This is a genomic window from Actinomycetospora sp. (assembly GCF_036497585.1).
Lineage (GTDB): Bacteria > Actinomycetota > Actinomycetes > Mycobacteriales > Pseudonocardiaceae > Actinomycetospora.
The window spans coordinates 1-20,720 of the sequence record NZ_DASXJD010000214.1; the positions used below are offsets into that span (position 1 = coordinate 1).

24 protein-coding genes are annotated in these 20,720 nt (G+C 77.9%); 12 read left to right on the forward strand and 12 right to left on the reverse strand.

Features of this window, described 5'->3' with window-relative positions; genetic code table 11:
• The first annotated feature begins 153 nt into the window (after positions 1 to 153).
• Together VGH76_RS21270 and VGH76_RS21275 are read left to right on the forward strand one after the other, a co-directional pair.
• Positions 154 to 1,548: an FAD-binding oxidoreductase gene (locus tag VGH76_RS21270; RefSeq protein ID WP_331558715.1), complete on the forward strand. Its 1,395-nt coding sequence runs from the start codon at positions 154 to 156 to the stop codon at positions 1,546 to 1,548.
• Between the two features lie 101 nt (positions 1,549 to 1,649).
• Positions 1,650 to 2,291 carry a PAS domain-containing protein gene (locus VGH76_RS21275; RefSeq protein WP_331558716.1) on the forward strand — a complete coding sequence of 214 codons (642 nt, stop codon included), beginning with the start codon at positions 1,650 to 1,652 and terminating at the stop codon, positions 2,289 to 2,291.
• A 9-nt stretch (positions 2,292 to 2,300) separates the two neighbouring features.
• Here the strand turns inward: VGH76_RS21275 and VGH76_RS21280 are convergent, their stop codons facing one another.
• The 6 genes from VGH76_RS21280 to VGH76_RS21305 all read right to left on the reverse strand — a co-directional run bounded on the left by VGH76_RS21280 (position 2,301) and on the right by VGH76_RS21305 (position 7,906).
• Positions 2,301 to 2,441, reverse strand: a complete 141-nt coding sequence (locus VGH76_RS21280; RefSeq protein WP_414637776.1) for a universal stress protein — start codon at positions 2,439 to 2,441, stop codon at positions 2,301 to 2,303.
• Between the two features lie 31 nt (positions 2,442 to 2,472).
• Complete coding sequence (locus VGH76_RS21285) at positions 2,473 to 3,471, reverse strand: zinc-binding alcohol dehydrogenase family protein (RefSeq protein WP_331558737.1); 999 nt, start codon at positions 3,469 to 3,471, stop codon at positions 2,473 to 2,475.
• Between the two features lie 8 nt (positions 3,472 to 3,479).
• Positions 3,480 to 3,998: a hypothetical protein gene (locus VGH76_RS21290; protein WP_331558718.1), complete on the reverse strand. Its 519-nt coding sequence runs from the start codon at positions 3,996 to 3,998 to the stop codon at positions 3,480 to 3,482.
• Positions 3,995 to 6,346: a phosphoenolpyruvate synthase gene (gene ppsA, locus VGH76_RS21295; RefSeq protein WP_414637775.1), complete on the reverse strand. Its 2,352-nt coding sequence runs from the start codon at positions 6,344 to 6,346 to the stop codon at positions 3,995 to 3,997. Before ppsA ends, VGH76_RS21290 begins: the two co-directional genes overlap by 4 nt.
• A gap of 148 nt (positions 6,347 to 6,494) precedes the next feature.
• Positions 6,495 to 7,352 carry a universal stress protein gene (locus VGH76_RS21300; RefSeq protein ID WP_331558719.1) on the reverse strand — a complete coding sequence of 286 codons (858 nt, stop codon included), beginning with the start codon at positions 7,350 to 7,352 and terminating at the stop codon, positions 6,495 to 6,497.
• A complete protein-coding gene (locus tag VGH76_RS21305) occupies positions 7,349 to 7,906 on the reverse strand; it encodes a universal stress protein (RefSeq protein ID WP_331558720.1) in 558 nt (185 codons plus the stop codon). Before VGH76_RS21305 ends, VGH76_RS21300 begins: the two co-directional genes overlap by 4 nt.
• A 174-nt stretch (positions 7,907 to 8,080) precedes the next feature.
• On the opposite strand from VGH76_RS21305, the gene VGH76_RS21310 reads away from it, so the two are divergent.
• Entirely contained in the window at positions 8,081 to 8,503 is a 423-nt protein-coding gene (locus VGH76_RS21310; protein ID WP_331558721.1) for a hypothetical protein, read from the forward strand.
• A 209-nt stretch (positions 8,504 to 8,712) separates the two neighbouring features.
• Here VGH76_RS21310 and VGH76_RS21315 read toward each other — a convergent pair whose 3' ends face one another.
• The 3 genes from VGH76_RS21315 to VGH76_RS21325 form a co-directional block, all read right to left on the reverse strand.
• Positions 8,713 to 9,528, reverse strand: coding sequence for a universal stress protein (locus VGH76_RS21315; protein WP_331558722.1), 816 nt, complete (start codon positions 9,526 to 9,528; stop codon positions 8,713 to 8,715).
• Positions 9,525 to 9,944 (reverse strand): CBS domain-containing protein, encoded by a 420-nt coding sequence (locus VGH76_RS21320; protein ID WP_331558723.1) that lies wholly within the window; start codon positions 9,942 to 9,944, stop codon positions 9,525 to 9,527. Before VGH76_RS21320 ends, VGH76_RS21315 begins: the two co-directional genes overlap by 4 nt.
• A 296-nt stretch (positions 9,945 to 10,240) precedes the next feature.
• Positions 10,241 to 10,441, reverse strand: coding sequence for a DUF1918 domain-containing protein (locus tag VGH76_RS21325; RefSeq protein ID WP_331558724.1), 201 nt, complete (start codon positions 10,439 to 10,441; stop codon positions 10,241 to 10,243).
• Positions 10,442 to 10,611: 170 nt separating this feature from the next.
• Here VGH76_RS21325 and VGH76_RS21330 point away from each other — a divergent pair, with 170 nt between their 5' ends.
• Genes VGH76_RS21330 through VGH76_RS21340 form a run of 3 tightly spaced genes read left to right on the forward strand, consistent with a single transcriptional unit; the run spans position 10,612 to position 11,938 of the window.
• Positions 10,612 to 11,061, forward strand: coding sequence for an HPP family protein (locus VGH76_RS21330; RefSeq protein ID WP_331558725.1), 450 nt, complete (start codon positions 10,612 to 10,614; stop codon positions 11,059 to 11,061).
• Entirely contained in the window at positions 11,058 to 11,537 is a 480-nt protein-coding gene (locus VGH76_RS21335) for a hypothetical protein (RefSeq protein ID WP_331558726.1), read from the forward strand. Before VGH76_RS21330 ends, VGH76_RS21335 begins: the two co-directional genes overlap by 4 nt.
• Positions 11,534 to 11,938: a hypothetical protein gene (locus tag VGH76_RS21340; RefSeq protein WP_331558727.1), complete on the forward strand. Its 405-nt coding sequence runs from the start codon at positions 11,534 to 11,536 to the stop codon at positions 11,936 to 11,938. The genes VGH76_RS21335 and VGH76_RS21340 overlap by 4 nt, the downstream gene beginning before the upstream one ends.
• 3 nt (positions 11,939 to 11,941) lie before the next feature.
• On the opposite strand, the gene VGH76_RS21345 is transcribed toward VGH76_RS21340, so the two are convergent.
• Positions 11,942 to 12,856, reverse strand: coding sequence for a universal stress protein (locus VGH76_RS21345; RefSeq protein WP_331558728.1), 915 nt, complete (start codon positions 12,854 to 12,856; stop codon positions 11,942 to 11,944).
• Positions 12,857 to 12,996: 140 nt separating this feature from the next.
• Here VGH76_RS21345 and VGH76_RS21350 point away from each other — a divergent pair, with 140 nt between their 5' ends.
• The 6 genes from VGH76_RS21350 (at position 12,997) to VGH76_RS21375 (ending at position 19,668) form a co-directional block, all read left to right on the forward strand.
• Entirely contained in the window at positions 12,997 to 13,416 is a 420-nt protein-coding gene (locus VGH76_RS21350) for a response regulator transcription factor (protein WP_331558729.1), read from the forward strand.
• The gene (locus VGH76_RS21355; RefSeq protein WP_331558730.1) at positions 13,413 to 14,465 is read left to right on the forward strand and encodes a PAS domain-containing protein; all 1,053 of its coding nucleotides are present in this window, start codon (positions 13,413 to 13,415) and stop codon (positions 14,463 to 14,465) included. The genes VGH76_RS21350 and VGH76_RS21355 overlap by 4 nt, the downstream gene beginning before the upstream one ends.
• Positions 14,466 to 14,590: 125 nt before the next feature.
• On the forward strand, positions 14,591 to 14,890 hold the full coding sequence (locus VGH76_RS21360) for a hypothetical protein (protein ID WP_331558731.1): 300 nt from the start codon (positions 14,591 to 14,593) through the stop codon (positions 14,888 to 14,890).
• 126 nt (positions 14,891 to 15,016) lie between these two features.
• Positions 15,017 to 15,997 (forward strand): rod shape-determining protein, encoded by a 981-nt coding sequence (locus tag VGH76_RS21365; RefSeq protein ID WP_331558732.1) that lies wholly within the window; start codon positions 15,017 to 15,019, stop codon positions 15,995 to 15,997.
• 39 nt (positions 15,998 to 16,036) lie between these two features.
• Positions 16,037 to 16,660 carry a hypothetical protein gene (locus VGH76_RS21370; RefSeq protein WP_331558733.1) on the forward strand — a complete coding sequence of 208 codons (624 nt, stop codon included), beginning with the start codon at positions 16,037 to 16,039 and terminating at the stop codon, positions 16,658 to 16,660.
• Positions 16,654 to 19,668, forward strand: a complete 3,015-nt coding sequence (locus VGH76_RS21375; protein ID WP_331558734.1) for an FtsW/RodA/SpoVE family cell cycle protein — start codon at positions 16,654 to 16,656, stop codon at positions 19,666 to 19,668. The genes VGH76_RS21370 and VGH76_RS21375 overlap by 7 nt, the downstream gene beginning before the upstream one ends.
• A gap of 4 nt (positions 19,669 to 19,672) precedes the next feature.
• Here the strand turns inward: VGH76_RS21375 and VGH76_RS21380 are convergent, their stop codons facing one another.
• Entirely contained in the window at positions 19,673 to 19,927 is a 255-nt protein-coding gene (locus tag VGH76_RS21380; RefSeq protein WP_331558735.1) for a hypothetical protein, read from the reverse strand.
• Complete coding sequence (locus VGH76_RS21385) at positions 19,924 to 20,127, reverse strand: hypothetical protein (RefSeq protein ID WP_331558736.1); 204 nt, start codon at positions 20,125 to 20,127, stop codon at positions 19,924 to 19,926. The genes VGH76_RS21380 and VGH76_RS21385 overlap by 4 nt, the downstream gene beginning before the upstream one ends.
• Between the last annotated feature and the right edge of the window lie 593 nt (positions 20,128 to 20,720).

Here is a 20,720-nt window from a genome sequence, read left to right on the forward strand (position 1 = left end):
GCCGAGGCCGACCTCGCCGCGCTCGGGGTCCGGACCGTTCGCGAGCCCGCGGGGGTGGGGGCCCGGCACGCGAACGCTGCGCGAACGCCCCGTTCCTAGCGTCGACCTCGGGCGCGGGGCGCCGCGCCCGCCCTCGACGCGAAGGACTCCACCATGACCACCACCGTGATCACCGCCCCTTACGGCGACCTCGCCGGCGCGCTGCGCGGCGAGCTGATCACCCCCGCGGACCCGGGGTACGACGAGGCCCGCGCCGTCTACAACGGCATGGTCGACAAGCGGCCCGCGGCGATCGCCCGGTGCCGGGACGTGGCGGACGTGATCGCCGCGGTCCGCTTCGCCCGCGAGCACGGCGTCCGGATCGCGGTGCGCGGGGGCGGCCACCACGCCGCGGGGTTCGGCGTCTGGGACGACGCCCTGACCATCGACCTGTCGCTGATGCGCAGCACCACCGTCGACCCCGCCCACCACACCGTGCGGGTCGACGCCGGGTGCACCTGGGGCGACGTCGACCACGCCACCGTGGCGTTCGGCATGGCCACGCCCTCGGGCTTCATCGCCTCCACCGGCGTGGCCGGCCTGGCGCTGGGCGGCGGGATCGGCTACCTGTCCCGCCGCTTCGGGCTCACCGTCGACAACCTGCTCGCCGCCGACGTCGTGCTCGCCGACGGCACCTTCGTCACCGCCGACGAGACCTCCCACCCCGACCTGTTCTGGGCCCTGCGCGGCGGCGGCGGGAACTTCGGGATCGTCACCTCCTTCACCTTCCGCTGCCACGACATCGGCGAGCAGGGCATCGTCATCGGCGGGCCGGTGCTCTACGACATCGCCGACACCGCGGAGGTCATGCGCTGGTACCGCTCGCTGGTCCCCGCGCTGCCCGAGGAGCTGTCCGGGTGGCTGGGGCTGCTCACCATCCCGCCCGCCCCGCCGTTCCCGGAGGAGCTGTGGGGACGGCAGGCGTGCGGCATCCTGTGGTGCTACACCGGGCCGCACGACCGGGCCGACGAGGTCCTCGAGCCGGTCCGCAGCTTCGGATCGCCCCTGGTGAACGGGCTGATGCCGTTGCCGTTCACCGCGCTGCAGAGCGCCTTCGACCCGCTCTTCCCGGCCGGGCTGCAGTGGTACTGGCGCACCGACTTCTTCCGCGAGATCACCGACGACGCCATCGACGTCCACGTCCGCTACGGGCCGCAGCTGCCCACCGGCCAGTCCACGATGCACCTGTACCCGATCGACGGCGCCGCCGCCCGCGTGCCCGCCGACGCCACCGCCTTCCGCTACCGCGAGGGCGGCTGGGCCGGGGTGATCGTCGGCGTCGACCCCGACCCGGCCAACGCCGAGCTCATCTCCCGCTGGGCCCGCGACTACTCCGAGGCCCTCCACCCGACCTCGACCGGCGGCGGCTACGTCAACTTCATGATGGAGGCGGGCCAGGACCGCGTCCGCGCCGCCTACGGCGACAACTACGACCGCCTGGCCCGGGTCAAGCGCCGCTACGACCCGGAGAACACGTTCTCGGTCAACCAGAACATCGTGCCGGCGTGACGCGGCGACGGTCCGGCGCCGTCGGTCCGGCGCCGGACAGTCGCTTGCCCCGACGAGTACCGTCGAATCCGTCGGGGGACCGGGGCAGGTGAGGTGTGCCCATGTCGGCTGAGCGCAACGGGGAGTTCCCGTCCTGGTCCCGACACGAGGACATCCGCATCGACGTCGTGGAGGCACTGGTCCGCGACATCCACGCCGGGTCCTTGGACCGCGTCATGAAGGTGTCCCTGCGCCTGATGGCCCTCGCCTCGTTCGCCGACCCGCCCGGCCGGGAGATGCTCCTCGCCCAGGTCGACCAGTTGGACGCGGCCGTGCGGAACGTGCGCGACGTGTTCTTCCGGGAGCACGGCACGAGCGTCGCCGAGATCGAGGCCGCGCCGGAGGAGGGCCGGGTCGAGCTCGCGCTGCTCGACCGGGACGGGGTCATCGTCTGGACCAACCGGGCCTGGGACGACTTCTGCCGCCACAACGGCGGCGACCCCCGCCGGGCCGGTGTCGGCCGCTCCTATCTCGCGGTCTGCGAGGCGGCCGGCGACCAGCCCGGCTCCGATCTGGCCCGGTCCGTCCACGCCGCCGTCCGGGGCGGTCTGCCGGTCCCGGCGCGGACCGTCGTGTCGTGCCCGGCCCCGGGCCGCCCGCGCGCCTTCGACACCCTGGTCTCCACGCGCTACGACGACGACGGCCGCACGCAGGGCGCCCTGGTCTCGCTCTCCGAGGTCGGCGTCGTCGACGCGTTCCGCTGACGCCCCGCGTCAGCGGACGACAACGACCGGGCAGGAGGCGTGGGCCACGACGTGCTGGCTCACCGAGCCGAGCAGCATGCCGGTGAACCCGCCGTGGCCGCGGCTGCCGACCACGAGCATCTCGGCGCCCTCGGCGTGGGTCAGCAGCAGGGCGGCCGCTCATGACACTCCTGTTCACGGGTCAGGGGACGAGGACGGCGGCGCCGGTCACCCGGTCGGCCGCGAGGTCGGCGAGCGCGCGGCCGGCGTCGTCGAGGGCGTAGGGCATCGTCGTCACCTCGAGGTGGTGCCGGGCCGCGATCGCGAGGAACTCGCGGGCGTCGGCGCGGGTGTTCGAGGTGACGCTGCGCAGGGTGCGTTCCTGGAAGAGGTGCCGCTGGTAGTCCAGCGTCGGGATGTCCGAGAGGTGGATCCCGGCGATCGCCAGGGTGCCGCCGCGGTCGAGCGCCTCGAGGGCCGGTAGCACCAGGTCCCCCACCGGCGCGAACAGGATCGCGGCGTCGAGGGGCTCGGGCGGCGGGTCCGCGGCACCCTGGGCCGAGGCCGCCCCGAGCTGCCGGGCGAGCTGCTGGGCGTCGGGGCTGCGGGTCATGACGTGCACCGCCGCGCCCTGCGCCAGCGCGACCTGGGCCGCGAGGTGGGCGCTGCCGCCGAACCCGTAGATCCCGAGACTGCCGCCCTGGGGCAGGCAGGCGCGCCGCAGCGCGCGGAAGCCGATGATGCCCGCGCAGAGCAGCGGCGCCAGCTCGACGTCGGAGTACCCCGGCGGCAGCCGGTGCACGAACGCCGCGGGGGCGACGGTGTGCTCGGCGTACCCGCCGTCGGCGTCCCAGCCGGTGTAGCGCGACTCCGGGCAGAGATTCTCGGCCCCGCGGACGCAGTACCGGCAGAGTCCGCAGGTGTGGCGCAGCCAGGCGACCCCGACGCGGTCCCCGACGGCGAGGTCGGTCACCCCGTTCCCGAGAGCCTCCACCTCGCCGACGATCTCGTGGCCCGGCACCACGCCGGGCCGGTGGACGGGCAGGTCGCCCTCGGTGACGTGCAGGTCGGTGCGGCACACGCCGCAGGCCAGCACCCGGATCCCGACCTCACCGGGGCCCGGCTCCGGCACCGCGGTCTCCACCGGCTCGAGCGGGTACGTGGCCGCCGGCGCCGGGTGGGACACGCGGAAGGCCCGCATGGTGGTGGTCACCGCAGCCATGTTCCCCCCGCCACCGTCCACACCCCGTCGGCCCCGGTGCGCCCGGGCTGGACCAGGCGCAGCGAGACCGCGCCGCCGGCGCCGTCGTCGACGAGAACCGTGTCCGCCGCGGTGGCATCGGTGCGCGGCATCATCCAGCCGAACCGGGCGCGGGTGAACGCGACGGCGGTCATCTGCGGGTCGAGCCGCCAGGGCTGGGTCCCCTGGTCGACGGCCCGCTGCAGCGCGACGACGTCGGCCGGGGCGAGCACCTCCCCCGCGACCGGGCCGCTGTGCGGGACGGGCGTCGGCACCGCGGTGCCGCCCATCATCCCGCCGGGACCGCCGTACCCGTCGTCGGCGTCGCCGGACGCGGAGCCACCCTGGCCCATCATCGGGCGGGACGAGGCGGGGGTCGGGGCGGGCGCCGGGGTCGACGCCGGGGTCGAGACGGTGACGCAGCCCGCCGCGGCCAGGGCGAGCACGACCGTGACGGCCGCGAGCCCGGCCCGGGTGGCGGCTCTCATCGCGCGCCGCGGTCCGCGAGGGCGGCGTCGAGCAGCACCCGGCGCTCCGCCCGGCCCAGCGCCGCCCGGACGGCGTCGGCCGCCGAGGGGTCCACCGACACCGAGGTGATGCCGGCGCGCACCAGGACGTCGACGTAGGCCGGGCGGGTCGAGGGCGCCTGACCGCACAGCGAGACCGGGACGCCGAGCCGGCGGCCGGTCGCGATGATCCGCTCGATGGCGTGGACGACCGCTTCGTCGGCCTCGTCGTAGACCGCGGAGCACAGCTGCGAGTCGCGGTCCACCCCGAGGACGAGCTGGGTGAGGTCGTTGCTGCCGATCGAGACGCCGTCGATGCCGGCGGCGACGTACTGCTCGAGCCGGTACACCACCGACGGCACCTCGGCCATCATCCACCGGGCGACGCCGCGACGGCCGCCCAGCGGCGAGCGGTCGATCAGGTCGAGGCAGGCCTCGAGCTCCCAGCGGGTGCGGACGAAGGGCAGCATCACCGCGAGGTTCGGGTGCCGCTCGTGCACCCGCGCCAGGGCCGCCAGCTCGAGGGTGAACACCTCGGGCTCGCGCAGGTACCGGAAGGCGCCCCGGAAGCCGATCATCGGATTGTTCTCGACCGGCTCGTGGGCCTCGCCGCCCTGCAGGCCGCGGAACTCGTTGCTGCGCAGGTCGGTGGTGCGGTAGACGACCGGGCGCGGGTCGAAGGGCGCGACGATCGACTCGACGGCCGTGGCGAGCGCGTCGACGAACCGGTCGGACTCGCCCCGGGCGATCAGCTCCTTCGGGTGCACGCCGCCGAGCGCCGAGGTCAGGAGGAACTCGGCACGCAGCAGGCCCACGCCGTCGATCCCGGGCCGCGCGGCCGCCTGGGCGGCGGCCTCGGGCTGGGCGAGGTTGACCATGACCTTCGTCGCGAGGGACTCCGGGGCGGCCGGTGCCGCGGCCGGGGGCGGTGCCGCGACCCGGGCCGGCCCGGGCTCCGGGGTCGCCGCGGGCGCCACGTCGCCGCCCACGGCCACCTCGCCGCTGGAGCCGTCGACGGTGACGACCTGGCCGTCGTGCAGCACGGTGGTGGCGTCGCCGGTGCCGACCACGCCCGGCAGGCCGAGCTCGCGGGCGGCGATGGCCGCGTGGCAGGTGGCCCCGCCGGCCTCGGTGACGACCGCGGCGGCGCGGCGCATCGCCGGCAGCCAGTCGGGGTTGGTCAGGGGCGCGACGAGCACCTCGCCGGCAGCGAGCCGGACCCCGTCGGAGGGCTGCCGCAGCACCCGGACCGGGCCGGTGACGCGACCGGGCGAGGCGGGGATGCCGCGCAGCACGACCTCACCGCCCGACACCCCGGCGGCCGCGTCCGCGCCGCCGGTCGTGACGGGGCGGGCCTGCACCAGCCAGAGCTTCTCGTCGGCGAACGCCCACTCCACGTCCTGGGGGCGTCCGTAGTGCGCCGCGACCGCGAGGGCGGTCGTCGCGACGTCCTCGATCTCGGCGACCGTGAGCACCTGGGCGCCGGCCCGCTCCGGGCCGAGCGCGACGGTCCGGTCCCGGCCGTCGGGCCCGGCCACCACCTCGTGGTCCTGGCGGCCGATGCGCATCGCGCGCAGCTGGGGGCCGCCGGGCCCGTCGGTGGCGAGCTCGTAGGTGTCGGGCTCCACGGCCCCACCCACGACCGTCTCGCCCTGGCCCAGCACCGCCTCGACGACGACGGTCGTGCGGTCGCCGGTGCGCGGGTCCGCCGTGAAGCACACCCCGGCCCGGTCGGCCGGCACCATCACCTGCACCACCACGGCGATCGCGGGCTCGGTGTCGAGCCCGCGCGAGGCGCGGTAGGCCACGGCGCGGGCGCCGAACAGCGACGCCCAGCAGTCCACGACACGGGCGACGACGGCGTCGCCGCCGCGCACGCCGGTGAAGCTGGCGTTCATGCCGGCGAACGAGGTCTCCTCGGCGTCCTCGCCCAGGGCGGACGAGCGGACCGCGACCACCGGACCGGCCCCGGCGTCGGGGTCGGCGAGCGCCCCGTAGGCGGCGCGGACGGCGTCGGGCAGCCCCTCGGGCATGCCGGCGCGCCGGACGAGCGCCGCGAGCCGCTCGCAGCACCCGGCGCGCCCCGCGTCCGACGCGGCGAGCGCCCGGCGGTGCTCCTCGGCGACCTCGTCGCGCAGCCCGGCCGCGTCGAGGGTGTCCAGGAAGGCGGCGGCGGGCACGACGAAGCCGGGCGGCACCGGGAACCCCGCCGAGCGGAGCTCGCCGAGGTGGGCGGCCTTCCCGCCGACCGCGGGGGCGTCGCTCGCGTGCAGTTCGTCGAGCGTGGGGATCCCGGTGGTGCGGACGGTCGGCGGCGCGCCGGCGCTCACGGCCGGTCCCGGGCCTCGTCGGACGCTCCCGCGGCCAGTGGGCTGCCAGGGCCGAGCAGGACCGCCATGAGCGGGCCGACGGGACGGGTGGCGCCGAGCGTGGGCGCACTGGTCATGGTGCCTCCTCGGGCAGGGGTGGGGGTGGGGCTCATGCCGGCCGGCCCGCGAGGGCCGGCGCGGCGACGGGTCCGCCGGCCGCGCGGGCGGCGGCGGCCGGGACGACCGCGATCGGGCAGCGGGCGCGACCGCGCACCGCGCGCCCCACCGCGCTCGGGGCGTCGGGCCCGTCGCTCCGGGCGCCGAGCACGAGCAGGCCGGTCGAGGGGCCGACGAGCCCGAGCAGCTCCTCGGTCGGGTCGCCGTGGCCCAGGACCTCGTGCACGGTCACGCCCGGCCCGACGTCGTCGGGACAGGAGTCGAAGACGCGGCGGGCGGCGCCGACGTCGGGGGCGGTGTGCGCCCCGGGCAGCACGACGGCGACGAGCAGCGGCCGGTGCCAGCTGCGGGCCACCTCGGCCGCCAGCCCGACCGTGGCGTGGCGGAGCTCGTCGGCCTCGGCCGGGTCGACGGCCACCACGACGTCGCCGACGTGGCGCTCGGTGCCCCAGCGTGCCGGGACGACGACCACGGGGCACGAGGCGTCGACGATCGTCGCGGAGCCGACGGAGCCGAGGGCGGGTTCGTCGGGACGGTGGCCGTCGCCGCCGAGGACGACCAGCGAGGCGTCGCTGCTGTGGTCGGCCAGCACCTCGGCCGGGCGCCCGGCGGCCACCTCGGTCGAGGTGACGACGGCGGCGCTGGCGAGGGCGGCGCGGCGGGCGGCCACCAGGTCGGCGTGCGCGCGGCGCGCGGCCGCCTCCGGGTCCGGGGTGTCGTCCGGAACGGCGGCGACCAGGCTCACCGGGAGGCCGCGCCGGTCGGCCTCGCGGGCCGCCCAGGCCACGGCGCGCAGCCCGGCGGGTCGCCCGTCGACGCCGACGACGACGGGCCGGGACGGGGTGTTCATGACGTCTCCTCGGGGGCGGGGACGGTGGTGGCGATGGGGCCGGTGGGAACGGGGACCGGCGTGGTCTCGTAGTGCGGGTCCGGCGCGGCCGGGCCGCTCCGGGCCGGAAGGACCGGCACGACGGTGACCGGGCACGGCGCGTGCAGGACGACGCCGAGTCCGACCGAGCCGACCAGGGTGGTGCTCCAGGTCCCGCGCCGGCGGTGGCCCACGACGAGCAGCGCGGCGTCCCGGGCGGCCTCGACGAGGACACCCACCGGGGAGCCCGTCATCGCGACCACCTCGACGTCGAGGTCGGCCGCTCCGGGGACCAGCCGCCGGATCTCGGCGACCCGGCGGCGCACGACGGCGGCGATCGCGTCGCGGATCGTGGCCGCGTCGGGCACCGGGAGCTCCTCGTCGACGGGGGCGCGCGGCGACGGGGCCGGGCACGCGATGACCACGCGCACCGGTGCGCCGCGCAGGACCGCCTCGTCGAGGGCGTGGCGCAGGGCGGCGTCACCGGTGGCGGACTCGTCCACCCCGACGACCAGCACGTCCCGCCCGCGGCCCATCCCCGCCTCCTCGACCCCGTCCTCTCTCGACGGTGATCACCTTGCGGCCCGCGACCACGGGGTCGTCAGGGCCCGAGGTCCCGGGACCGGCTACCGGTCGGCCCTGCCGACGGGCCCCCCGGCGCGCCGACGATCACGCTGCGACACGAGACGGAGAGGGTGCGCACGAGGGCGATGCGAGCGTTCGGGATCGTCGGGCGCCGCGACGTGCTGCGGCGTGTCGCGGCCGGGGAGCTGCACCTCGACCGCACCGACCCCTCGGCCGACGGCGGCGACCCGGACGCCGGCCGGGCCGCCGGGCCGGCGCCGGTCGTCGTCGGGGTGGACGGGACGGACTCCTCGCTGGCCGCGCTGCGCTGGGCGATCGACCAGGTGCGCTGGACCTCGGGGCCGCTCGGCCTGCCCGGGCCGCGGGTGCGAGCCGTGCTCGCCCACGCCCACCCGGACCTCTACGGCTCGCAGGCCGACGCCCGCCGCCGCGCGGAGGCGGTGCTCGACGTGGCCGTGGAGTCCGTGGTCGGTGAGCCGCCCGTCGAGGTGGTCCGGGGTGGTCCGCGAGGGACACCCCGTCGCGGTGCTCGCCCGGGAGGCGCGTGAGGCCGCCATGCTCGTGCTGGGCACGCGCGACCCGGGAACCGCGGGACCCGGTCCGATCGCCGGCCGCCTGGTCGGCAACGTCGCCTGCCCCGTCGTCGTCATCCCCGAGCAGGTGTCCGCATCCCCGAGCAGGTGTCCGCCGAATCCCCCGTGGCCGGGTCCCCCGTGTCCGCGCCGCGCTGAGCCGGGCGGGGACGGGTGCCGCGGGCTCAGCCCGTGGCGACCGGGGTGGGCCGGACCACCACGACCGGGCACTGCGCCTCGTGCAGGACCGCGCCCGCCACCGAGCCCCACCGTCCCGGCGCGCGCAGCCTGCCCCGGGTGCCGAGCACCAGCAGCGAGGCCTGCAGTGACCGCGCGACGAGCGCGCGCACCGGCTGGTCGTCGTCGAGGACGCGGGTCAGGTCGACGTCGGGGAACCGCGCGCTCCAGCCGGCGAGCCGCTCGGAGAGGAGCTCCCGCTCCTGCTCGGTGGGGTCGACGTCCACGAAGGCCGAGGCCCACTCCGGGTCGTCGAGCTCGTCGCGCCACACGTGCACCGCGATCAGCGGCACCGCCCGCCGGTCGGCGGCCTCGAACGCGTAGCCGATCGCGCCCTCCCCCGCGGGTGTGCCGTCGACGCCCAGCACCACCGGGCGCTCGTCGCGGAGGCGTTCGGGTCCGCGGACCACGGCCACCGGGCAGTGCGCCCGTGCCGCGACCGGCCCCGAGACCGACCCGGACAGCAGCCCGCGCAGCGCACCGAGACCCCGGTTGCCGAGCACGAGCAGCCGGGAGTGGGCGGACTCCTCCACGAGCACCTCGACCGGGTCGCCCCGGCGGGTCGTCGCGCCCATCGGCACCGTCGCCGCGTCGCGGGCCTCGGTCAGGCCCTCGCGGGCCGCCACGGCCGCGGTGTCGCGGTCCCCGACGGCGACGACCTCGAGCGCGGCGCCGAGGAGCTCCGCCTCGACCGCGGCCCACCGGGCCGCCTGCCGCGCGGAGAGCGTCCCGTCGACCCCGACCGTCACCGGCCGGGGGTTCACGGCCGGCTCCGGGCGTCCAGCACCGCCGCGAGCAGGGCCCGTAGCCCGAGCACCAGCCACGGGCCGCCCGCCTGCACCGGTGCCACCGGCAGGGCGATCAACCCGGAGGACAGCAGGCGTCGGGCGGCGTGCTCGAGGTCGTCGTCGGCGTCGAGGACCTCGACGCCGAGCGGACGCTCCAGCACGGCACCGACCGGGCGCGCCCACGAGCACGCCGGCCCGCCGCCGGGCCACCGTTCGGCGAGGTCCCCCGCGGTGACCACGGCGATCGGCATCCGGCCGCGGACGACCACCCCGCACCTGTCGGGGTCCTCGTGGAGGCGGTGCCACGCCGCGCCGAGCGGCACTCCCTCGTCGATCACGACGGCGTCGCGGGCCATCCGACCGACGCCCTCGGTCTGCAGTGCGGCGGTCATGGCCTGTGCCTCCCGGTCGTCGCGCGGTCCTCCCGCGTGGTCACCGACCGACCCTCGCCGCTCCGGCGATCTCTCCGGCAGGGTCGCTCGACGGGGCCACCGGGCTCGCGGGAGCGGGACCATCGGCCCTGATCACCGTCGCGGGCGATCTCCGACGACCCGCCCACGACCGAGGTGCTCCGCACGTCCCGCGCGCGCCCGCGACGTGCTCACCCGGCTGCGGCACGTCCGCGCCCCCCTCACCGAGACCCGCGCCGACTCTGCCCGGGGCCTTCCGCTCCCGCTGACCCGGCGGATCACACCCCGGCGTGGGGTGCCTGTTCCTCGAGCCGGCAGTCCGGCCCCGGGAACACCAGGCTGCTGTGCTCGTCCAGCCACCGCACCCAGTACGGCGGGGACCCGTCCTCGTGGGTGAGGGCCTCGACCCGGCCCTCCCGGCGCGGGGTCCGGTCGTTCGGACCCTCGATGACCACCCACGTGCCCACTCGAGCCTGCATCACACCCTCCTCGGACCGCTCCCTGGACGGCTCCCCACCGTCGTGCCCGGACGGGACGACATCCAGGGCCCCCCGACCCGCCGCGCCGGGCCCGGCGACCCTGGGGACGGTGGAGGCGCCGCGGTGCACTCGGCGGGACCGAGAGACGCGACGGGCCGAGGAGGCACCCCGTGAGAGCAGGAGACATCATAAGCCGGCCGGTGACGCGGGTCGCCCCCGACGCAACGGTGACCGAGGCCGCCGGGCTGCTCGTCGAGCACGGCTACTCCGCGCTGCCGGTGGTCGAGGACGGGCGGCTGGTGGGGATCGCGACCGAGGCCGACATGGTCCGCGCCCGCATCCCGGCGGGCGACGACGCCACCGCGGCGACCCGCCCGGCGGTGACCGTCGGCGAGGTCATGACCCGCGACCCGGTCTCCCGCACCCCGGACAGCGACGTCGCCGACGTCGTCGGGGAAATGCTCGACCGCCGACTGCGCGTGGTCCCGATCGTCGAGGACGGGTCGCTGGTCGGGGTCCTCACCCGGCGGGACGTGCTGCGGTGCGTCGCCCAGCGGCGGCTCACCTCGGCCGACGTCTGGCACGACCGGCTCGACCTCGCCGACCGGGAGCGGGGATGACCACCGGGGAACGGGCGCCGGTCGTCCTCGCGGCACCTCCCGAGGTCCTCGACGACGACCCGCGCGCCCGCGACTGCGCCGACCCCCTCGAACCGCTGCTGGTCCCGGCGGCGCTGCGCGTCCCGGCGGCGCTGGCGCTGATGCGCCGCCGCGGTCTGGACCACCTCGTGGTCCGCGACGGCACCCACCAGCCGCGGGTCCTCTCGGAGGTCGCGCTGCTGCGCCGCCTCGCGGCGGCCGCCGGGCCGGAGGACCACGCCCGCCGGGCGCTCGAGTCGGTCGGGCTCATCGCCCGGGCGGTGCCCCGGCTGCCGGCGGACATGCCGCTGCCCGACGCCGTCGCCGAGCTGCTTGCCGCCGACGACGACATGGCCGTGCTCGTCCACGCCGGCGAGCCGGTGGCGCTGCTGACCGCCGGATCGGTCCTGCGCGCGATCGGCACCACCCGCCGGCCCGGAACCCGGAGCCCCCGGTGAGCGCCCCGAGCCCGGCCGACACCCACGTCAGCGACCCGTGGTGGTGGTCGCCGGACACCGCCGCGGGGCGGGAGCACGGACACCCGCCGACCTGCGCGGCGGTCCTGCTGCACGACGGCACCCGCGCCACCGTCCGGTGCCACGCGGGGACGACGGCCGCCGCCCTGCGCGGTCTCGACCCCGCCGCGCTCGGCCACCCGGAGACCGTCGTGCTCGAGGTGGGCGCGCTGCTGCCCGGGCCGGCGACGGCGCGGGCGGTGGCCGCGCTGCGGGTCCGGCTGCTGGTGCGGGGCGTGCGCGTGGAGCTGCGGCACCCCTCGCCCGAGGTCCTCGCGGCCGTCGGCGGAGCGCCCGACGCGCGCTACCAGCTCGTCGAGGGACCGGACCCCGCCTCCGGCTGACCATCAGGGGACCGGGACCGCGCCCCACTCCGGGCGCGCCGACCAGGTGGTCCGGGGTGCACCGGGTGGGGGCACGACGAGCACGGGGCAGGTCGCCAGGCGCAGCAGCTCCGAGGCCGGGGAGGGCTCGACCAGCTCCCGGGCCCGGCCCCTGGCCGGGCGGCCGGTCACGACCAGCTGCGCGTCCCGCGCCCGGCTCATGAGCGCCTCGGTGGGCTCCCGGTCGACGATCTCGACGTCGACCGTCACCTCGGGACGGGTGAGCCGCCAGGCCGCGAGGTCGTCCTCGCAGCTGCGCGCGGCCTCGTCCGCGTCGCGGGGGTCCGACACGGCCCGGACGGCCCGCAGGTCGACCCCGTAGCGGGCGGCCGTCTCGAACGCCGCCCCGATGACCTCGGGCCCGGTCCACGGCGCGAGCGCGAGCACCACGGACGAGTCGGGCCGGGGCAGTGGGCGGTCCGGCACGGACACCAGTGGCTCGGTGACCATCTCGACGAGCGCCGGCAGCTGCGGGAGGGACTGCGGCACCACCAGCAGGCGGGCCCCGGCCACGGCGCCGGTGAGCTCGCGGGTCAGCCGGCTCGCAGCCGGCCGCAGCGGGCCGACGATCCGGGCGAGGAGGTCCCGCCCCGTCTCGACGAGGAGCCCCACCAAGCCGGCCGGCGCCGGCGGGGCGTCGGCGCCCGCGGGCTCGAGCAGCACCTCGAGGAAGCCGTCGGTGCGCGCGGCGTGCCGGGCGGCCCAGCGCAGGACCCCCCGCCGCGACCGGTCGGCCGGGGCGAACACCCGGACGCTGCGCGCGCGGTGGGCGCCGACCCGGTCCCCGTCGCACCCGCCGATCGTGCCGTGCACCGCGCCCGTCGTGACGTGGCCGGGGAGCGTCCGTGGCCCGGCGTCCGCGCCGTGTCCGTCGGTCATGGCCCCGAGACTCGTCGGTCACCTCCCCGACCGGCAGGGCCGGAAGTCCCGAGACGTGCCCGGCGGCGGGGACCTCTGCCCGCTCCGGGCACGACGGTCGGCCCTCGCCGGGGCACCCGGTCCGCGGTGGGCTGTCGTCCATGGACGAGGAGAGCGCCGGCGGTCCGGGCACCGCGACGATCACGCGGCCGGCCCGGGTCGTGCTGGTGGAGGACCACCCCGCCGTACGCGAGCAGCTCACGGCGCTCCTGCGCGCGGCCGGCCTCGACGTGGTGGCCGTCGCCGGTGACCTGCGCGGCGGCCACGACGCGGTCCGCACTGCCCGCCCCGAGGTAGCCGTGGTCGACAACCGGCTGCCCGACGGGCGGGGCATCGACCTCTGCGCGCTCCTCGCCCGGGAGGCCCCGGAGGTGGCCCTGATCGTGCACTCCGGGGCGGTGACCGACGCCGAGACCGAACGGGCCCTCGCCCTCGGGGTGGCGGCCGTGGTGCCGAAGTCGTTGCGCGGCAGCGAGCTGCTCGCGGCGGTCCGGCACGCCGCCGGCCGGTCCCGGCCGTGAGCGGGCCGGAACCCCGGCTCGGCGCGGCGGAGGCCGGCACCGTGCTGGACCGCCTGCCCGCGATCGTCGCGACCTGGGACACCGACGAGCGCTGCCGCTACGCCAACGCGGCGTGCGGGCGCTGGCTCGGGCTCGATCCCGCCGCGATGGTCGGCATGCCGCTCGGGGAGGCGCTCGGCGCGCAGCTCTACGCCGTCAACCGGGAGGACATCGCGGCGGCGCTCGCCGGCCGCCCGCGCACGCTCGACCGCGTCGTCGTCAACGCCGCGGGCCACCGCCGGACCTGCCAGGCCGGCTACGTCCCCCTCCTCGCCGACGACGGCGGGGTCACCGGCCTGCTCGTGCACGTCACCGATATCACCGAGCGGCTCGAGCGCGAGCTCGGGAACCAGGACGCCCTGGCCCGGGAGGCGCTGCGCGCCGAGCGCCACCGCATCGCCGAGGACGTGCACGACGTGGTGCTGCAGGACCTGTTCGCGGCCGGTCTCGAGCTCCGCGCGGGCATGGCGGAGGCCCCGCCGAACCCGTTGGCGCTCCGGGCCCTCGAGGCCATCGACGACGCGGTCACCGAGCTGCGGTCCACGATCCTCGCGATCGAGGAGGACCTCGCCGGCGACGGGCTCGCCGCCGTCCTCCACCGGCTCGTCGAGCAGGCGGCCAACGACCTCGGTGTCGTCCCGGTGCTGACCTGGCGGGGCCGGCTCGATGCCGTGCCACCCGCCCTCGGCCGCACGCTCGTGGCGGTCCTGGTGGAGGCGCTCGCGGCGGTCACCCGGCACGCGCGGGTCGGGCGGCTCGCCGTCGAGCTCGCCTGCTCGCCCCAGGAGGTCACCCTGACCGTGTCCGACGACGGCGCCCCCGGCGAGCTCCCCGCGCCCGACCTCGTCGGGATGCGCCGCCTGGCGGGGCTGCGGGGCGGCGAGGTGAGCGTGACGACCGACCCGCGCGGGGGCACCACGACCTCGTTCCGGACCCCGGTCCCGGACGACGCCACGGACGACGCGGTGGCGCCGACCCCCCACGCCGACCTCACCGGTCTCCGGCGCTGACCACCCCGCGTCGCCCCCGCGGCCCCCGGCGGGGGAACCGGCCGTCGATTCGGGACCAATGGCCCTGCCCGCGGCACGGAGCGGTCACCACGCTGTGACGCGGAGATCACGACGAAGGGGCCGGGATGACGGATTTCGGGAGTCGCACGGGCTTCGTCGGCTCGGTGCTGGACGGGGACGAGGGACTGCTGGTGCTGCGCGGCGCGCAGGACGGCGACGTCGCACCGCGGGTCGCCGAGCACCTGCGGACGCTCCTGGTCGCGGGCGCCCGCCACGTGCGGGTGGACGCCCGCGGTGCCTCCGGCCTCGGCGCGGACCTGCTCCCGGTGCTCGGCCGCATCCAGACCCGCCTCAACCTGCGCCGCGGGGTGCTCACCGTCTCCGGGCTGCGCCTCGACGCCGTCGCGCGGGTCGCCGCCGCCTGACCCGGCTCGCGGTAGGGACCTTCGGTCGCTCCCGGGAGGAGCATCGACCCTGACCGGACCCCACCACACGCTCCTAGCGTCGGTCGCTGCGCGGTAGCGGGCGAGACGGGGAGCGAGGGGGCACCGGTGGCGGACATCGGCATCGATCTGGGGACCGGGACGACCGTGGTGTGCCACCCCCGCGAGGGAGTGGTGCACGACGAACCGACGCTGCTGGTGGAGTGGCCCGCCCGCCGCGGGCGGGAGCTGCTGGTGGGCGACGATGCCGCGGCCCTCCTCGGCCGCACCCCCGCCGGCGCCCGCGTCGGGCACCCGTTGCGCGGCGGAGCCGTCACCGACCTGAGCCTCGTCCGCACCTACCTCCACCAGCTGGTGCGACAGACCGCGCGCGGCCGGTGGCGGCTGCGCCGCCCCCACGCCGTGCTGAGCTGCCCGGTCGAGGCGACCCCACTGGAGCGGCGGGCGCTGCTGGAATCGGCCGAGGAGGCGGGGCTCGCGCACGTCGAGCTCCTCGCCGCGCCGCTGGCGGCCGCGCTCGGTTGCGGGCTCGACCTCGCCGACACCCGCGTCCAGGCCGTGGTCGACGTCGGTGCCGGCACCGCCGAGATCGCGGTGTTCTGCCGCGGGGTGGTGCTCACCGCCCGCTCCTGCCGCGACGCGGGCGACGAGATGACCGCGGCCCTGCGGGCGCACCTGCGCGACGAGCACGGCCTGCACCTCTCCGCCGCCGCGGCCGACGACCTGAAGATCCGGACGTCGGCGGCCCGCGAGGCGCTCGTGACCGAGGGCCGCGATGTCGCGAGCGGACGCCCGCGGGTCGCGACGATCGAGGCAGGCGAGACCGAGGCGGCCGTCGCCCCGGTGGTGGCCCGCGCGGTGACCGCGCTCGCCGACTGCCTCGAGGACCTGCCGGTCGCCGGGGTGCCGGACCTCCTCGCCGGCGGCGTCGTGCTCGTCGGGGGCGCGTCGGCCGCACTGCACCTGCGCGAGCAGCTCGAGACCGCGCTCGGGTTCCCCGTCAAGGTGCCCGAACGGCCGCGGACGTGCGTCGCCGAGGGGCTCACCCTCGCGGGCGGCCGTCCCGAGCTGCGCTCCCGCCCCGCCTGAGCCCCCACCTCCACCCCTCGCGCCCGCCCGGACGTCCCGATGACCGCTGCGCCCAGCCGCCCACCCGGCTCCGACCCCGACCACCTCCTGGCCACCCCGCCCTACCCCCCGCCCCGCCGGCGGGCGGACGTCCGGACCACCGCCTCCCGGGCGTGGCGCCGGACCTGGCCCTGGCTCGCCGCGGTGGTCCTCGTCGTCCTCGTGGTGCTCACCGAGCTCGCCCTGCTCCAGGGGCGCATCCGCTCCGACGTGGCGCGGCTGCGGGACGCCGCCGACGTCCCGTCGCCCCGCCCGACCGCCGCCGCCGTCGCGCTGCTGCCGGTCCCCGTCGTCGCCCCGGCCGCCGCCGGCGACGTCGCGGCCGTCCGCCTCCGCCTCCTCGACCCGCCGTGCGCGGCGGGCGGCCCCTGCACCGTCGTCGTCGCGATCGACCACCGGGCCGGCGCCCCCGCGACCCCCACGACCTGGACCGTGGTGGCGGCCGACCGCTGCCGCGGAACCCAGCAGACCCTCGGCTCGGGGACCACCCCCGCGGCCGCCGGCGCCTACGGCGTCGGCACCGTGGCGCTCCCATCCGGCCGGGCCCTCGCGCTCACCGCGGTCACCGCACCGCCCGCCCGCGCGGCGTCCGCGCCGGTCACCGTCGGGAGCGGACCGTGCTGAGCGACCAGCCGGAGGACTGGGACCGGCCGCCGTCACGGGTGCCGGACCCGGGCGCGGGCTGGGGCCGGGAGCGGCGCGGCCCGGTCGCGCGGATGCGCCGGAGGCTGCGCCGGCGCCTCGAGGCGTTCCGCCGCCCCGGCGGCGAGGACCGCGGGGTCCGGCGCCGTGCCCGCGCCCGGGCCCGCGAGGAGCGGGGAGCCGAGCCACGGCGCGCCGCGTGGGCGGACGCCGCCGCGATCCTCGCCGCGGTCACCCTCGTCGGCCTCGGGGCGGCCAACCTGCTGGCCGCCGGCGAGCCCGACGCGGCCGTCACCAAGCTCGCGACCGGCGGTCTCGGCCTGGTGCTCCTGCTCCTGCTCACCGCGCGACGACGCCCGGTCACGTCGTGGCTGGCGTGGACGGTGTACGGCACCACGCTGGTGCTGCTGCTCGCCGTCCTCGTCGGGGGGCTCGAGGTCAACGGTGCCCGTCGCTGGCTCGGGAGCGGGGCCGTCACGCTGCAGCCCTCCGAGCTCGCCAAGCTCGCCGTGCCGCTCGCGCTGGCCGCGGTGCTCGGCCGCAGCCGACCCACGTGGCGGCGGTTCGCGGTGGCGCTGCCGCTCGCCGCGGTCCCGATCGTGCTCGTCGCCGGCCAGCCGGACCTCTCCACCGCGACGCTGCTCACCCTCACCGCCGCGGCCGTCGTCGTGATCGCCCGCGTCCCGGCGCGCGCCCTGCTGCCCGTGCTCGCGGCCGCGGTGGTCGCGGCCCCGCTGACCCTTGGGCTGCTGCACGACTACCAGCTCCAACGGCTCGGCACCTTCCTGACCGGGTCGCTGTCGGCCGAGGGCCCGGGCTGGGCGGTGCGGCAGGCGCGGCTCGCGATCGCCCGGGGTGGCTGGTGGGGCGACCGGGGCGACCCGGTGCACACCCTCGCCGCGAACTACCTCCCGGAGCGGGAGACCGACCTCGCGCTCGCCTCGCTCGCCTCGGGGTGGGGTGCGGTGGCCGCCGGGCTCGCGGTGCTGGCGGGCCTGGTGATCGTGTGGCGGTGCGTGCTCGGCGCCCGCTCGCCGCGCAGCGCCACCGGCCGGCTGCTGTGCGCCGGGTTCGCCGTGCTCGTCGGTGTCGAGCTCGTCGTCTCCACCGGCGGCAATCTCGGGCTCCTGCCCGTCGCCGGCGTCCCCTTCCCGATCCTCTCCGCGGGCGGCACGGCCACCGTGGTGCACCTGGCCGCCCTCGGCCTCGCCCTCGGCGGGCGCCGCGACGGTGCCCGCCGCCCGCTGTGGGCCCCCGTCGCGCGCGCCCGTCCCCGGCTCGCCCGGATCGCCGTCGTCGCGGTGACCGCCGTCCTCGCGATGTTCGCCGGCTACGGGATCGGCCTGGTCCGGGACCCGGCGGCGCTGGCCGCGGGCGTCGACCAGATGACCCGCTGCGTCACGATCCCGGCGCCCCGCGGCGCGATCGTCGACCGGCACGGCGCCGTTCTCGCCGCCGACGCGGGCGCCGCCGACGTGCGGCTCGCGCCCGCGCTGCTGCGCGCCCGGCCCGGGGCGCTCGACCGGCTCGCCGCCCTGCTCGGCCGCCCGCCCGCCGCCCTGCACACGGTGGTCGACCCGGCGCCCGCCACGACCGTCGACCTCGACGCCGGGGTGGTGCCCGGCCCGGTCGGCGAGGCCGTGACCCGCGCGGACGTGCCCGGGGTCGTCGTGGTGCCCGCGCCCCGCCGGGCCTACCCCACCGGTCCGGTCCACGGGCCGGTTCTGGGCTGGGTCGGGAACGTGACCCCGACCGAGGCCGCCCGGGCGAGCGACCTCGACCCCAACGGCACCACCGGGCGGTCCGGCATCGAGCAGACCTACGACGCGGTCCTGCGCGGCGCACCCGGCGAGCAGTGCTACTGGGTCGACCCCGCCGGCCGGCCCGTCGCGGCGGCCGCGCGGCGGGACCCGGTCCCCGGAGCGACGCTGGCGCTCACGATCGACCTCGCGATGCAGCAGCGGCTCGTCGCCGACGTCGCCGCCTCCCTCGGCGGCAGCCCGACCGGGGCGGTCGGCGCCGGCGTCGCGATGGATCCCCGCACCGGCGCCGTGCTCGCACTCGCCAGCTGGCCCAGCCACGACGACGGCCTCTACGGCCCGCCGCTCGACCACGCCGCCCTGGAGCAGGCGTCGACCGCGCCGGGCGACCCGATGATCGACCACGCGATCGCCTCGGCCGTCCCGCCGGGCTCGACCTACAAGCTCGTCAACGCCACCGCGGACATGGTCCGCCCGGTGATCCCGCCGGAGCGGGTCATCCCGACCGGCGGCAGCTACACCTACGGCGACCACACGTTCAACAACTGGCGGGTGCTGCCGCCGCAGGACCTCGTCGACGCCATCGCCTGGTCGAACGACGTGTACTTCTACCAGCTCGCCGTGGCCCTCGGGCCGGAGACGATGATCGACACCGCGCACGCGCTCGGCGTCGGGAGCCGCACGGGCATCGACCTGCCCGGGGAGAGTCCCGGCTACCTCGGCACCCCGGCGAGCGTCGGGGCCGCCGGGGGAACCTGGTACCCCGGCACCACGGTCATCCTCGGCATCGGGCAGGGGCCCCTGCAGGTCACGCCCCTGCAGGACGCCCGCTGGACGGCCGCGGTGTCCACCGGCGCGCTGGCCACGCCCTACCTGGGGATGACCGTCGGCGCCGGGCCGGGCGCCACCGCGCTCCCCCACGCCGCCCCGACGCCGCTGCCCTTCGCCGACCGGCTCGGGCCGGTGCGGGCGGGGATGCGCGCGATGGTGACCTCGGGGACCGGGGCGGCGCTGGCGGGGGTCGGGGTCCCGGTGGCGGCCAAGTCCGGCACCGCCGAGGACCCGTCAGTGCCGGGGGGTGGGATCGACGACTGGATGACCGCCGCGGCCCCCGCGGACGCCCCGGGGCTCGTGGTGACCGCGCTCGCGCAGCGTCCCGACGCCGGCAGCTCGCGGACCGCGGACGTCGTCGCCGACATGATGCGGACCTTCGGCCCAGCGGTCCGGTGAGGGGTCAGGCGGCCTCGGAGCCGTGCTCGTCGTCGTCCTGGGGCGTGCACACCGGCGCGCAGTGCACGAACGACACCAGCCGGGCGGTGAAGCGGGGACCGCTCACGTGCACCGGGGTCCGTCGCGCGGTCTGGCCGGGCAGGATCGGGAACCAGCAGCGCTCGCACAGCGCCGGCACCGTGGGGTCCATCCCCCCGGTCCAGCTCTCGTCGGTGCGCCACTCGCCGGAGGAGTCCGGGTGTCGCTCGTCGTCGCTCACGCGCTCGCCGCCCAGTGCCGGCCCGCGGCGCGGACCTCGGGGGCACGGCGGGGCACCGGCAGTGCCACCACCGCCCCGGTCTCCAGCGGCGGCCCGGCGGTGCCGGCGGGGCACCCGCAGGGCCACATGGCCCGGTCGACCCAGGCCGCCACGGGGCGGCCGCACTCGGCGCAGCCCGCGCCCTGCATGTCCACGAACATCGCTTGCTCCCGAAAGGCGTCGAGGGGTCGCCGGCCGGAGGAGAGTCGACCGCACCACCAGCGGTCCGGCCGGCGACCGGCCCCCGGGACCTGCGGAGGGCGACGGACCCGACGGCACCACCGACGCTAGGCACCCGCGGCGCGCGGGAGCAGGGCCCGCCCGGGCCAACCGCGCCCGATGATGCGGGCAGCGAGCAGTGCGACGCTCGAAACAACCCGCGCGGGAGCCGGACGCCGGCCCCGCCCCATGGGGGCGGGCCGGGACCGGCGCCGCGTCCGGGGCGGGTGACCACGCGTGCCTTCACGCCGTCCGAGCGGGCCGCGGCGCGGCGTACCGGTAGCCGGTACGCGGCACCGGACCCACGGCGTCCACCTCGTGCGGTCGTGCTCCGCCTGGTGCACCCGGGCCCCGGGGGCCCGCCCACGAGGGGAGCCGGCGCTTCTCCTCTGCACCGACTCTGGCCCCGCGACAGGCCCGGTGAGGAGAGTGCCGCCCGTCGCGCGCCGGGCGACAGGGCCGAAGGTCCCGACGTGGTCGGGACACCTCAGCGCTCGGCGGACTGTCCCTTCACCTGGTTCGCGAGCACGGCGGC

What these genes read in the sequence shown, in the direction of transcription:
- VGH76_RS21270 (WP_331558715.1), top strand. Translation starts at nt 154, where the DNA reads ATGACCACCACCGTGATCACCGCCCCTTACGGCGACCTCGCCGGCGCG.
- VGH76_RS21275 (WP_331558716.1), top strand. Translation starts at nt 1,650, where the DNA reads ATGTCGGCTGAGCGCAACGGGGAGTTCCCGTCCTGGTCCCGACACGAG.
- VGH76_RS21285 (WP_331558737.1), bottom strand. Translation starts at nt 3,471, where the DNA reads ATGCGGGCCTTCCGCGTGTCCCACCCGGCGCCGGCGGCCACGTACCCG.
- VGH76_RS21290 (WP_331558718.1), bottom strand. Translation starts at nt 3,998, where the DNA reads ATGAGAGCCGCCACCCGGGCCGGGCTCGCGGCCGTCACGGTCGTGCTC.
- VGH76_RS21300 (WP_331558719.1), bottom strand. Translation starts at nt 7,352, where the DNA reads ATGAACACCCCGTCCCGGCCCGTCGTCGTCGGCGTCGACGGGCGACCC.
- VGH76_RS21305 (WP_331558720.1), bottom strand. Translation starts at nt 7,906, where the DNA reads ATGGGCCGCGGGCGGGACGTGCTGGTCGTCGGGGTGGACGAGTCCGCC.
- VGH76_RS21310 (WP_331558721.1), top strand. Translation starts at nt 8,081, where the DNA reads ATGCGAGCGTTCGGGATCGTCGGGCGCCGCGACGTGCTGCGGCGTGTC.
- VGH76_RS21320 (WP_331558723.1), bottom strand. Translation starts at nt 9,944, where the DNA reads ATGACCGCCGCACTGCAGACCGAGGGCGTCGGTCGGATGGCCCGCGAC.
- VGH76_RS21325 (WP_331558724.1), bottom strand. Translation starts at nt 10,441, where the DNA reads ATGCAGGCTCGAGTGGGCACGTGGGTGGTCATCGAGGGTCCGAACGAC.
- VGH76_RS21335 (WP_331558726.1), top strand. Translation starts at nt 11,058, where the DNA reads ATGACCACCGGGGAACGGGCGCCGGTCGTCCTCGCGGCACCTCCCGAG.
- VGH76_RS21345 (WP_331558728.1), bottom strand. Translation starts at nt 12,856, where the DNA reads ATGACCGACGGACACGGCGCGGACGCCGGGCCACGGACGCTCCCCGGC.
- VGH76_RS21350 (WP_331558729.1), top strand. Translation starts at nt 12,997, where the DNA reads ATGGACGAGGAGAGCGCCGGCGGTCCGGGCACCGCGACGATCACGCGG.
- VGH76_RS21360 (WP_331558731.1), top strand. Translation starts at nt 14,591, where the DNA reads ATGACGGATTTCGGGAGTCGCACGGGCTTCGTCGGCTCGGTGCTGGAC.
- VGH76_RS21370 (WP_331558733.1), top strand. Translation starts at nt 16,037, where the DNA reads ATGACCGCTGCGCCCAGCCGCCCACCCGGCTCCGACCCCGACCACCTC.
- VGH76_RS21385 (WP_331558736.1), bottom strand. Translation starts at nt 20,127, where the DNA reads ATGTTCGTGGACATGCAGGGCGCGGGCTGCGCCGAGTGCGGCCGCCCC.